The organism is Rhodococcus sp. AD45-ID, assembly GCF_003023755.1.
Classification (GTDB): Bacteria; Actinomycetota; Actinomycetes; order Mycobacteriales; family Mycobacteriaceae; genus Rhodococcus_F; species Rhodococcus_F globerula.
In genome coordinates, this window is the sequence record NZ_PYHL01000001.1 from 2,998,075 (window position 1) to 3,010,245 (window position 12,171).

A 12,171-nucleotide genomic window follows, 5' to 3' on the forward strand; every position below is an offset into this window, starting at 1 on the left:
GATTTCCGGAGTTACATCGGCGAAATCCCACCTCCCTACTCTCGAGTTGAACCACTTGGTTCAACTCGACGTAGGGAGTCACGAATGTTCTCTTCTCAACTGACCACGGCCAGTATCGTTCCCCGGCGCGTGGACACCGTGGCGGCAGTTCGGGCAGCCATCGCGCTTGACGGCGCCGCGGTGTTCGGCGGATTGCATACGGAAACCGACGCCATTGCGTTTGCGTCGAAGTTGCTCGGTGACAAGTACATTCGCGTCGGACGCCAGTTCGAGGCAACAGCCCGCAGCCAGGACGCGGAAGCTGCTGTTGTCGACGAGCAGCCGGTGGACAAGCGTGGCCGCAAGCGGTATTTCGACATGTCGCCGGACCGTATGACGGCACACAACGACGGCTTTGCCTTTGGCGACTACGCGCCCGATTATCTGTTCCTGTGGTGCAAGCAGCCGGCGCTTCCCAGTGGTGGAGATTCGTTCCTGATCGATGCGGTCAAACTCACCAGACTGCTGGAACTGGATCCGTCCACGGCGGAGCTCGCGGACTTCTGCTGGAGCGTGGACATCGACCATTCCGAACCGAACTTTCAGCAGTCCACGTTCTCGCCCATCGCCAGGACGGTTGCCAGTGGTCGTGAGCAGGCGCGATACCACCCCTTCCTCGCGCCGATCGAGGGTGAATCCGAAGATGCGCAGTGGCCGATGGTCCGTAGATGGAGCGAGACGGTGACTCACGTGCGTGACAGCGGACCGATGTTTCGCGCCGAGGCCGGCGAGATGATCTGCATCGACAACTACCGCGTGCTGCACGGCCGTGACGGATACACCGATCCGAACCGTGAGTTGTACTCGATCTGGGGATGGTCGACCGAAGCCGTCGCGGTTCCGCAGCAGGCCCTCGACATCATCCAACCGGACCTTGCGGCGCTGGCTATGTAATCGGTTCCGCAGCAGCGATGATCGACTCCGTCAGATGCCGAGCGGCGCGATTGACCAGTGTGCTGTCCCCACCGCCGATCAGCGTCATCTGGAACCCGCGCCACGCGGCCACGATTTCGTGTCCCAAAGTTTCGGCAAGTTCGGCGTCGACGCCGGTTTCGGCTATGGCACGGGCGGTTTCGTCGGCCCACTCGTTTGCGACGCCCTCGAGGAGTGGTCGGTACTGCTCCGAGTCGAATGCGGCCACTCCGAAGAGTTCGAAGAAGAGCCGATGGTAGGCAACAAGTTCGGGGTCGGCGAGGATGTCCCACGCGCCGTGGAGACGGTCCGCGATGGGGATCTCGGAATCGCGGATCAGATCGAGGAGGTGGGCTATTCCGGAAAAGCGAAGCCCGGCGCGGCGTAGTGCCTCGAGGAGCAAACCGGCCTTGCTCCCGAAGTAGTACAGCAGCATGCGATTGTTGGAGCCGAGGGCGCGGCTCAACCCGCGGAGCGTTGCAGAGGAGACGCCGAACTCGAGCACGTAGTCGGCAGCTAGGTCGAGAAGGCGATCGCGCTCTGCGCTCTCCGGACTACTCACCGCTCGACTCTACTTCTCGGGCGGCACCAAGCCGTGGACTGTGAGCACCTCGAGGACATCCTCGGGGTTGGTGCCCAGATCCCAGCGTCCGAAGATCAACAGTTTCTCGGTGTCGGTCGCACGGTCCACGATGTCGATCTCGAGCATGGGGACGCGTCGACCCAGACGCGGGTAGCGCACCAGGCGCACCCGGTCGATCTGTGGCCGGGGAAACACGTGGCGCGCTAGTAGACGCTGCACGGCGATAGCTGGGGTGCCGTTGTCGTCGATCACGGCGAGTCGCGGACGCTGCTTCAGGGCGAGCCCGGCCATCACGAACAATCCGATCACGGCAAGGGCGAGAAGGAACCGTCCGGCAGTCTCCGTCGGCACCACGATCGCGGCGATCGCAAGCGCGATTCCACCCGCAAACATCGCGTAGACAGCACCCATCGGAGTGGCCCACGAGACTACGTCCGAGCCGTTGTCACGAGGCTGTGGATGAAATTCATCCTCGAGCATGTGGATAACTTCCTAGGTTGTCCACAGGAGTTATCCACACTGGGGATGAATGACACCCATGTAATTGAAAGCCGGTCACGATCAGGACTAAATCGAGAACGCGCAGGTCAACGCCATTTCATGGTCATGATGAGTCCGACAACCATGAAACCGAAGCCGATCAGGAAGTTGTACGCTCCCAAGTCGTTCATCCATGTGATCGAATCTGCGGCCAAGTAATACACAATCAACCATGCCAATCCGACAAGCATGAAACCGAGCATCACCGACACGTACAACGTGCTCGACGGACCCATCTTCACCTTGACCGGAGTGCGGTTCGCCGGGTTGATCGTGTAGTCGTTCTTCTTGCGTACCTTCGACTTGGGCATAACGTCCTCGCTCTTACGGTGTGACCTGCATATGTGTACCTACACGCTAACGTAGCTGGGTCCGGCCGGTCACGGGCCGACTGGGCATGACAGAGGAAGAACCAGGACAGGAACTAGGAGAGTGACGTGGGACAAACCGTCAGGTCCACCGGGTCACGCAACACCGGGTCACGCACCTTCTGGCGCGTCGGTGTCCTTGTTGTCTGCCTCGTGGCGGGACTGATGGTCGCCACCGCTTCGCGTTCGGCCGAAGAAAATCAGCTTCAGGTCACCGACAGCACCAGGCTCTCCGATCTTGTGCGCAGCGCACAGGCAAACGCCGACGGTATCTCCTCGACGCGCGACGAACTCTCGGCGCAACTGAATGAACTGCAAGTGGAGGCCGCGCGGTCCGACGACGGCGTTGCCGAGGCGCTTGCGCAACTCGACGCGATGGCCGTCGACGCGGGTCTGACGGCCATGACCGGTCCCGGTGTAGTCGTCACCATGACCGACGCTCCGCGCAATGCGGATGGCAAGTATCCCGTCGACGCCACCCCGGACGACCTCGTGGTCCATCAGCAGGACGTCCAGAGTGTCCTGAACGCTCTGTGGGCGGGCGGAGCCGAAGCGGTCGGGATGCAGGACCAGCGAATCGTGAACACGTCGGCGCCGCGGTGTATCGGCAACACGCTGCTCCTGCATGGTCGGACGTACAGCCCGCCGTACGTGATGCGAGCGATCGGCAACACCGAACAGCTCGAGGCGGCGTTGGCCGGCGAACCGGGAATTCGCGTGTTCAAGCAGTACGCCACCAGGTTCGGTCTCGGCTATACCCAGGCGAGTTCGGGCGAGATCACAGTGCCCGCGTACACCGGCGGTTAGCTCGGGCGTTTACCCTGCTCCTATGAGGATTCTCGTCGTCGACAACTACGACAGCTTTGTGTTCAACCTGGTTCAGTACCTGGGTCAGCTCGGAACCGAAGCCGTGGTGTGGCGTAACGACGATCCGCGACTGACCGCTCCGGGCGGGCTTCATGCGGCTGCAGAGCAGTTCGACGGCATTCTCCTGAGCCCCGGCCCCGGCACTCCGCAGCGTGCGGGAGTCACCATGGACCTGGTGAAGGTATGTGCCGAAACCAAGACGCCGGTACTCGGTGTCTGCCTCGGCCATCAGGCGATCGGCGCGGCTTTCGGTGCCACCGTGGACCGTGCACCGGAGTTGTTGCACGGAAAAACGAGCAAGGTTCTTCACACGAACGTCGGCGTTCTGGCCGGTTTGCCTAATCCGTTCACTGCGACGCGCTACCACTCGCTGACGGTCCTCGAGGACACCATTCCCGACGAACTGGAAATCACCGCGCACACCGAGAGTGGCGTCGTGATGGCGATGCGCCACCGCGAACTTCCCATTCACTGCGTGCAGTTCCACCCCGAATCCGTCCTCACGCAGGGTGGGCATCGGATGCTGGCCAACTGGTTGACGGTATGCGGCGAGGCTCCACCGGAAGCGCTTGTCGCTGCCCTCGAAGCTGAGGTCGCGTCGGCGCTCGGTGGAGCCCTGCCGGCAATACTCTGATTTACCGACTCTGACCTATCGGTTGGGAATTCCCAACGCTCCCACACTGACCGTGACGACCGCGTCCTTGGAGATCTCGGACCCGGCGGGCTGAGTCTGCGAGAGAATCTTGCCGACCATTTCCGGTATCAGTGTGGTGGTCTGCGTCTGCACCAACTGGCCGGCCGTTCCCGCCCAACCGGCTGCACGCAGCGTGGTCAACGCTTCGGAGACGGTCTTGTTGGTGAGATCGGGAATCGCGATCTTGTTGCCGTTTGACACCCGAAGCGTCACCGTCGAGCCCTTGGTGGCAGACGTTCCACCGACGGGATCAGTGGAGACGACCTGGCCTGCAGGCAGGCCTGAGTCGATCTCGGTTATCTGAACGACAAATCCGGCACCTTCGATGTTGGGTCGCGCCACCTCTTCACGCTGGCCAGTGACATCGGGAACGCGGACCTGTTCGGGACCGGAACCGACGGTGATCGAGACAGCCGAATCGAGAACAACCGAAACCCCGACCGCCGGATCTTGACCGACAACCTTGTCCACCTCGGCGATCGTCGACGCGGCCTGACCGATCGTGGGATCGAGTCGCAGGCCGATGGCGGTGAGTTTGCGTTCGGCGTCGTCCTGGCTCAATCCGGTCAAGCGCGGGATGGCGACCTGTTCCGGTCCGGTGGAGACGTCGAGCGTGACGGTGCTGCCCTTTTCGAGGTTGACTCCGCCGACCGGGCGCGTGGTGATCACATTGCCCGGCGCAACAACCTTGTCGGTCTTGTTCTGCCGCTCGACGTTGAAGCCGGCGTTGCGGAGAGTCGCCTCCGCGGAATCGGCGGGCTGATTGGTCAGGCCAGTCGGCACGGCGACGGTTTCCGTCTTCGGCGAGTTCACCTGCCACAGGAAGGCTCCGATCAACGCGATGACGATGACGGCGGCGAAGCCCATCAACGCGTAGCGCAGACCTTTCTTCTTGGCCGGCGGCTCCGGTGCCCGCCTACTCGCGGCGGCGGTGGTGACGGGAGCAACGGGATCAGCTGCGGTGCGGAGATTTCCGGTCTCGCTGCCGACGGCACCGAGAATCGTGGTGCGATCCTCGTCGTTCATCACCATCGGCGCGCTCGGACGCTGGCCGCCAAGCACCCGAACCAGATCGCTTCGCATGTCGCCCGCGCTCTGGTAACGGTTGGCGGGGTTCTTGCTCATCGCCTTGAGGATGATCGAATCCAGCTCGCGCGGAATGTCGGGGTTGATCTCCGACGGCGTCGGCGGATCCTCACGGACATGCTGGTACGCCACGGCAACGGGAGAGTCGCCGGAGAACGGCGGCTGACCGGTCAGGACCTCGTACAGCACACAGCCGAGCGAGTAGACGTCCGAACGTGCGTCGACCTGCTCGCCGCGAGCTTGCTCGGGTGAGAGGTACTGGGCGGTGCCGATCACGGCAGCCGTCTGCGTCATCGGGCTGGACGCGTCGGAGATCGCTCGGGCGATACCGAAGTCCATCACCTTCACGGCGCCGGCGCGGTTGATCATGATGTTGGCCGGCTTGACGTCACGGTGGACGATGCCGTTGCGGTGACTGAAGTCGAGTGCGGCGCAGACGTCCGCGATCACTTCCATCGCATGACGCGGCGCCATCGGGCCGTTGCTGCGCACGATGTCACGCAGGGTGTCGCCGTCGACGTACTCCATCACGATGTACGGCAGCGGTCCCGCGTCGGTCTCGGCCTCACCGGTGTCGTAGACAGCCACGATCGCCGGGTGATTCAGTGCGGCAGCATTGTGTGCCTCACGACGGAATCGCAGGTAGAACGTAGGGTCACGCGCGAGGTCGGCCCGCAGGACCTTGATGGCTACATCTCGGCTGAGGCGGAGGTCGCGTGCCAGATGAACCTCGGACATTCCACCGAAGCCGAGAATCTCACCCAGCTCGTATCGGGAGGAGAGATTACGAGGTGTCGTCATTCGTCTTGTCCTAGCGGTTCTTCTGCAGCGTTTGTCGTGGTGGTTGTAGTTGTCGTGGTGGTTGTGGTCGTTGTGGTGGTCGGCTCGGTGGTGGTCGTCGTAGTCGGCACCGTTGTTGTCGTGGTGGTCGGCTCGGTCGTTGTTGTCGTCGGCCGCGTTGTCGTGGTGGTCGGCTCGACGGTTGTGGTGGTGGTGGGACGCGTCGTTGTTGTCGTCGGCCGCGTTGTTGTTGTCGTGGGACGCGTGGTTGTCGACGACGTCACGACGGCCGGCGAGGAATTGTCAGGTCCGTCCGTCGCGATCCACACGCCGCCGATGATCAACGCCAGAGCGATCAATCCACCGCCGGCCCACGCCATCGCCTTCTGGCCACTGGTCAGTCCACCTGCTGCGGCCGCATCGTCAGCGGCCATCGCGGCCGGATCCGCGTAGCCGGCGGTCGGGGGCATTATCTGAGTGGCGCCCGTCGGCGGCAGCGTGCCGCCCTGGCCCAATCCTGGTGGCGGCGGACGCCTTCCAGCGCGGACGGCTGCGACGGCGTCGGCGAATTCGCCACCGTTTGCGTAGCGACCGGCCGGGTCCTTGGTCAACGTGATGTCGATGAGTTCGCGGATGTTGGGCGCCAGGTCGGCCGGCATCGGAGCCGGAATCTCCTGGACATGCTTCATTGCGACGGTCAAAGCGCCGTCGCCGGTGAACGGGCGACGGCCTGAAAGTGCTTCGTAACCAACGATTCCCAGCGAGTACACGTCACTGGCCGACGTGGCGTCCTGCCCGAGGGCCTGCTCGGGAGCGATGTACTGGGCGGTGCCCATCACCATTCCGGTGCGCGTGACAGGCGCGCTCTCGACGGCCTTCGCGATACCGAAATCGGTGATCTTGACCTGACCTGCGGGTGTGATGAGGATGTTGCCCGGCTTGACGTCCCGGTGCACCACACCTGCATCGTGCGCAACCTGCAGCGCCCGACCGGTCTGCTCGAGCATGTCCAGCGCATGCGGAACCGCAAGGCGGCCGACGCGCGCCAACACGGCATTGAGCGGTTCGCCGTTGACCAGTTCCATCACCAGGTAGGCAGTGGAATCGCCTGAGCTGTCCCGAGTCTCGCCGTAATCGTAAATACCGGCAATGCCAGGATGATTCAGCTGCGCTGTGGTGCGCGCCTCGAACCGGAAACGTTCCAAGAACTCCGGATCGGACGAGAACTCGGACTTGAGTACCTTGACGGCAACGCGTCGATTGAGCCGGGAATCCGTGGCTTCCCAGACCTGTCCCATACCGCCGGTGGCGATGAGACGGTTCAGTCGGTAACGATCGGCGATCAAAGCGCCATTGTTCAACGCCATGGTTCAGCCCCCTTGTATTCCGGCTGCGATAACTGCTCGACCGATCGGTGCAGCCACCGAGCCACCGGTAGCGGCAAGTCCGCGGTCGCCACCGTTCTCGACGATGACGGCGACTGCAACCGTCGGATTCTGAGCCGGTGCAAACGCGATGTACCAGGCATGCGGCGGTGTTTCGCGCGGATTCACGCCATGCTCGGCGGTGCCTGTCTTGGATGCGATCTGGACGCCGGGGATCTTGCCCTCGCCGCCGGTGAAGTTCTCCGAGCCGATCATCAGATCGGTCAGAGTTGCCGCCACCGTCGGTGAAATCGCCTGGCCCATCGATACCGGGGCCGGTGCACTGAGCTCGGTCAGGTCCGGTGCCTGCAGTTGGGAAATCAGATTGGGAGCCATCCGCACACCACCGTTGGCGACGGTCGCGGCGATCACGGCATTCTCGAGCGGCGTCACAGCGACGTCGCGTTGACCGATACTGGTCTGTCCGAGGGCCGCGTCGTCGGGGATGTCGCCGACGGTGCTGTCTGCGACCGACAACGGGATGGCGGGAGTGTTGGGGCCGATGCCGAATGCCTTGGCCTCGTCCTTGATGGCGTCGGCGCCGTCCTTGATACCCAGCTCGACGAATGCGGTGTTGCAGGAACGCGCAAACGCGTCACGCAGCGACGCCGTCGGATTGGATCCGCAGGTGCTTCCGTTGTAGTTCTCGAGCGTGGTGCTGGTTCCGGGCAGCGTGATCTGCGGCGCCGCAGTCAACTGATCCTCTGGGGTAGCACCGTTCGTGAGCGCAGCCGAGGTGGTGATCACCTTGAACGTCGAGCCGGGCGGGTAGGTCTGGGAAATCGCCCGGTTCACCAACGGATCGGCTGGGTCAGCGTTCAGTTCGTCCCACGCTTTTGTCGTCTCGGCGCCGTCGTGGCCCGCAAGCAGGTTCGGGTCGTAGCTCGGTGTGCTCACCATGCTCAGGATTCGGCCGGTGCTCGGCTCGATCGCAACGACGGAACCGGTGTAGCCCTTGCTGGTCAACTGGTCGTAGGCAACCTGCTGCATTGCCGGATTGAGAGTTGTCACCACGTTTCCGCCGCGCGGATCGCGACCGGACACCAGATCGAAGAATCGCTGGCTGAACAACCGGTTGTCCGAACCGTTGAGGATCGGATCTTCGGTGCGCTCGAGGCCGGTGCTGCCGTACTGCATCGAGTAGAAGCCGGTCACCGGCGCGTACGGGTACGGATTGGGGTATTCGCGCAGGTACTTGTACCGATCCTCGGTGATGCTGGACGAGGCCAGTACCTGACCGGCAGCCGAGATCTGACCGCGCTGGCGTGAGTACTCGTCGAGCAGCACCCGCGAGTTGCGGGGGTCGGCCCGCAGGTCATCGGCTTTGATGACCTGAACGTAAGTCGCGTTGGCGAGGAGTGCGACAACCATCAACATGACGGCCATCGCGACGCGGCGTAGGGGAATGTTCATACGCGCGGCATCATCTCGGTATTGGCGTCGGCGATAGGGGGCGGACCCTTCTTCTTGGCAACTACCGGCGCGCGGGCCGCGTCGGAGATTCGGATGAGGATGGCCATCAGGAGGTAGTTCGCGAGAAGCGACGAACCGCCGTACGACATGAATGGCGTCGTCAAACCTGTGAGCGGAATCAGCTTGGTGACGCCGCCGACGACGACAAAGATCTGGATCGCGATGGTGAACGACAAGCCGGCGGCAAGCAGCTTGCCGAAGCTGTCACGCACGGCCAGTGCCGTGCGCAGTCCACGAACGATCAGGATCAGGAACAACATCAAGACAGCAGCGAGGCCGATGAGCCCCAACTCTTCGCCGATGGTCGCGATGATGAAGTCGGTCTTGGCGAACGGCACCTGATTGGGCCGGCCACTGCCCAAGCCTGTACCGGCGATACCGCCCGTGGCCAGGCCGAACAGCGACTGCGAAATCTGATAACCGGTGTTGGCGTAGTCGCCGAGCGGATCGAGCCACGTGTCGACGCGCACGCGGACGTGGCCGAACATCTTGTAGGCGAAGAAGAATCCGATGGCGAGCAGTCCGCCACCGATCACGAGCCACCCCACGCGCTCGGTGGCAATGTACAGCATCACCAGCACCGTGCTGAACAGCAGCAACGACGTACCGAGGTCGGTCTCGAACACGAGCACCCCGACGGACACGATCCAGGCGAGCAGGATCGGACCGAGATCGCGGGCACGCGGAAAGTCCATGCCGAGGAAGTGCTTGCCGGCCGTGGTGAACAGATCGCGCTTGGCAACCAGGACCGACGCAAAGAAGATGATCAGCAGGATCTTGGCGAACTCACCAGGCTGAATACTGAATCCGGGCAGGCGAATCCAGATCTTCGCGCCGTTCACACTCGAGAACTTCGCCGGCAGGATTGCCGGGATCGCCAAAAACACCAGTCCGGCCAGACCCAGCGTGTAGCTGAACCGGGCCATCAACCGGTAGTCCCTCAAGAACACCAGCAGCAGAACAAAACCCGCAATCGCCAAGGCCGTCCACATGACCTGCTGGTTAGCGTCCGGCGATGGCGCTTCGACGCCGTTGTACAGCGCAGTCTGTTGGTCGGCCAGGTCCAGACGGTGAATCAGGACCAGGCCGAGGCCGTTGAGCAATGCCACGATCGGCAACAGCAACGGATCCGCGTACGGCGCATATCGCCTGATCGCCAAGTGTGCAATCAGGAACAGACCCGTGTACGCGAGCGCGTACTTCGCCAGATCCAGAGTGATCTTCTGCTCCTGGCTTGCCTCCACCAGGAGCAGTGACACCGTGGTGATGATGACGGCAAACCCGAGCAGCATCAGTTCCATGTTGCGCCGAGTGGACTGGACCGGCGCCGGAGCAAAACCTCCGGGCGGGCTCGGAAAAGCCGTCCCAGCAGTGGCGTTGGACGACATCAGTTGACCGTCCTGCAAGTCTGACCGGGGATTCCGGTCGGGGTCGGTGCCGGTGTCGGAGTGGTGGTTGTTGCCACGGGAGGCACAGGCTCTACCGGTGGCGGCGGCGCTTCGGTAGTCGGAACCACCGCTGTTCCCACCGGCGGCGGCGTCGGAGTCGCCGAAGTCGTGGTGGACGGAATCGATTCACAACGAGGCAGAAGGTCGCCGCCGATGAGCCGGATCATCTGGCTCTGCGCGTCCGTACGATTGCCAGACGGCAGCCCGGCCCTGACCTGTTCCTGCGCCGACGGTTGCAGATCGGTCACCTCGAGGACGTTGCAATCGCTCGGGATCTCGTTCGGGGAGACAAGCGTCAGGACGTCGTCGTCGCCGACGCACCCGATCAGGTCAGCTTCCTGCAGAGAGTAACCGAGGACTGAACCGGGAATTCCGCGCAGCACCGTGACGCGGCCCTCGTCGGCTCCGACGTAGTAGTTGTTGCGGATAACGGTGCGTCCGATGACGGCGCCAACTCCGATCACCGCGAGCAGCACAACGGCGATAACCACCCACCACAACCGGTTCCGCTTCTTCTTCGGCTCGGGTTCAGGTTGGGAAACAACACGTTTGGGTGTCGCGCGCGGTGGACGCATAGCGGCAGCGCGTCCGGCAGCGGTATTGGGAGGAGGAGTGAACTCTTCTTCCTCGGTGGACGCGGCGCCCGCGACGATGGGACGTGACTGTCCGTAATCGAGGTCGATGACGTCGGCCACGACGACGGTGACGTTGTCCGGACCGCCGCTGCGCAGGGCCAACTCGATGAGTCGGTCCGCGCACTCTTCCTGCGAGCCCTCGCGCATCGTGTTCTCGATGGTTTCGTCGCTGACCACGTCGGACAATCCGTCGGAGCACAGGAGATAACGATCGCCGGCGCGGGCTTCGCGCATGGTGAGCGTCGGCTCGATCTCGTTGCCCGTCAGCGCGCGCATGATCAGCGACCGCTGCGGGTGAGTGTGTGCCTGTTCTGCTGTGATCCGGCCCTCGTCGACCAAGGACTGAACAAAAGTGTCGTCGCGGGTGATCTGCGTCAGATGGTTGTCGCGCAGCAGATACGCGCGCGAGTCACCGATATGCACCAGGCCGAGCTTGCTGCCCGAGAAGAGAATCGCGGTGAGCGTTGTCCCCATGCCGTCGAGTTCAGGTTCTTCCTCGACATGATCGGCAATGGAGTCGTTGCCCTCACGCGTTGCCACCTCTAGCTTGCCGAGCAGATCCTCGCCGGGCTCGTCGTCGTCGAGATGCGCAAGCGCCGCGATCATCAGCTGCGACGCAACTTCACCGGCCGCGTGGCCGCCCATACCGTCGGCCAGAGCCAGGAGGCGAGCACCCGCGTACACGGAATCTTCGTTGTTGGAGCGCACCAGACCACGGTCGCTGCGCGCCGCGTAGCGGAGAACAAGGGTCACGGGCGTAGCTCGATTACCGTCTTGCCGACACGGACCGGGGTACCCAACGGGACCCGCACAGCCGTGGTGACCTTGGCGCGGTCCAGGTACGTGCCGTTGGTGGAACCAAGATCTTCGACGTACCAGTCGGCCCCGCGTTGGGAGAGCCGCGCATGGCGCGTCGACGCGTAGTCATCGGTCAGGACCAGCGTGGAATCGTCGGCGCGACCGATCATGACGGGTTGCGAACCCAACGTGATGCGAGTGCCGGCGAGAGCGCCCTGTGTGACAACCAGATAGCGAGGCACCTTCGTTTTACCGAGGGAGGGGAGGACTTTCCCGGCGCGTGTGTACCGCTGAGGAACACGCACTCCGGAGCCGGCGTAGATATCCGACCGCAGCGTGCGCAGGACTGCCCAGACGAACAGCCACAAGAGGAGCAGAAAGCCTGCCCGTGTGAGTTGCAGAATCAGGCCCTGCACGGCTGTCCACCTCCTTCTATGGCTCGATCCCCGCCGCAGCAAGGGTTCGAGCGTTGTCGACTGGCAGCATCATATGGGGCACGGGGCCCCGAAAGATCACGATACTGA

General features: G+C 63.2%; 12 protein-coding genes. 3 read left to right on the forward strand and 9 right to left on the reverse strand.

Translation table 11 applies throughout. The annotated features are described in order from the left end of the window. Positions 1 to 84: 84 nt before the first annotated feature. Positions 85 to 933 carry a TauD/TfdA family dioxygenase gene (locus C7T36_RS13795; RefSeq protein ID WP_045066100.1) on the forward strand — a complete coding sequence of 283 codons (849 nt, stop codon included), beginning with the start codon at positions 85 to 87 and terminating at the stop codon, positions 931 to 933. On the opposite strand, the gene C7T36_RS13800 is transcribed toward C7T36_RS13795, so the two are convergent. The 3 genes from C7T36_RS13800 to crgA all read right to left on the reverse strand — a co-directional run bounded on the left by C7T36_RS13800 (position 926) and on the right by crgA (position 2,385). Further along, positions 926 to 1,513, reverse strand: coding sequence for a TetR/AcrR family transcriptional regulator (locus tag C7T36_RS13800; RefSeq protein ID WP_051730599.1), 588 nt, complete (start codon positions 1,511 to 1,513; stop codon positions 926 to 928). The two genes, C7T36_RS13795 and C7T36_RS13800, sit on opposite strands and share 8 nt — an antisense overlap. 9 nt (positions 1,514 to 1,522) lie before the next feature. After that, positions 1,523 to 2,014 (reverse strand): PH domain-containing protein, encoded by a 492-nt coding sequence (locus tag C7T36_RS13805; protein WP_033235328.1) that lies wholly within the window; start codon positions 2,012 to 2,014, stop codon positions 1,523 to 1,525. 107 nt (positions 2,015 to 2,121) lie between these two features. Continuing rightward, positions 2,122 to 2,385, reverse strand: a complete 264-nt coding sequence (gene crgA, locus C7T36_RS13810; RefSeq protein ID WP_033235329.1) for a cell division protein CrgA — start codon at positions 2,383 to 2,385, stop codon at positions 2,122 to 2,124. Between the two features lie 222 nt (positions 2,386 to 2,607). On the opposite strand from crgA, the gene C7T36_RS13815 reads away from it, so the two are divergent. Further along, the gene (locus C7T36_RS13815) at positions 2,608 to 3,249 is read left to right on the forward strand and encodes a DUF881 domain-containing protein (RefSeq protein WP_080711785.1); all 642 of its coding nucleotides are present in this window, start codon (positions 2,608 to 2,610) and stop codon (positions 3,247 to 3,249) included. Positions 3,250 to 3,271: 22 nt separating this feature from the next. Continuing rightward, positions 3,272 to 3,943, forward strand: a complete 672-nt coding sequence (locus C7T36_RS13820; protein ID WP_045066105.1) for an aminodeoxychorismate/anthranilate synthase component II — start codon at positions 3,272 to 3,274, stop codon at positions 3,941 to 3,943. Positions 3,944 to 3,958: 15 nt separating this feature from the next. Here the strand turns inward: C7T36_RS13820 and pknB are convergent, their stop codons facing one another. The 6 genes from pknB to C7T36_RS13850 are packed head-to-tail and all read right to left on the reverse strand — an operon-like array spanning position 3,959 to position 12,063. Continuing rightward, positions 3,959 to 5,890 carry a Stk1 family PASTA domain-containing Ser/Thr kinase gene (gene pknB, locus C7T36_RS13825; protein ID WP_033235331.1) on the reverse strand — a complete coding sequence of 644 codons (1,932 nt, stop codon included), beginning with the start codon at positions 5,888 to 5,890 and terminating at the stop codon, positions 3,959 to 3,961. Further along, positions 5,887 to 7,236, reverse strand: a complete 1,350-nt coding sequence (locus C7T36_RS13830) for a protein kinase (RefSeq protein ID WP_045066107.1) — start codon at positions 7,234 to 7,236, stop codon at positions 5,887 to 5,889. The genes pknB and C7T36_RS13830 overlap by 4 nt, the downstream gene beginning before the upstream one ends. A 3-nt stretch (positions 7,237 to 7,239) precedes the next feature. Further along, on the reverse strand, positions 7,240 to 8,706 hold the full coding sequence (locus C7T36_RS13835; protein WP_033235333.1) for a penicillin-binding protein 2: 1,467 nt from the start codon (positions 8,704 to 8,706) through the stop codon (positions 7,240 to 7,242). After that, complete coding sequence (locus C7T36_RS13840) at positions 8,703 to 10,154, reverse strand: FtsW/RodA/SpoVE family cell cycle protein (RefSeq protein ID WP_033235334.1); 1,452 nt, start codon at positions 10,152 to 10,154, stop codon at positions 8,703 to 8,705. The genes C7T36_RS13835 and C7T36_RS13840 overlap by 4 nt, the downstream gene beginning before the upstream one ends. Next, complete coding sequence (locus C7T36_RS13845) at positions 10,154 to 11,602, reverse strand: PP2C family serine/threonine-protein phosphatase (protein WP_045066110.1); 1,449 nt, start codon at positions 11,600 to 11,602, stop codon at positions 10,154 to 10,156. Before C7T36_RS13845 ends, C7T36_RS13840 begins: the two co-directional genes overlap by 1 nt. Then, a complete protein-coding gene (locus tag C7T36_RS13850) occupies positions 11,599 to 12,063 on the reverse strand; it encodes an FHA domain-containing protein (RefSeq protein WP_033235336.1) in 465 nt (154 codons plus the stop codon). The genes C7T36_RS13845 and C7T36_RS13850 overlap by 4 nt, the downstream gene beginning before the upstream one ends. Between the last annotated feature and the right edge of the window lie 108 nt (positions 12,064 to 12,171).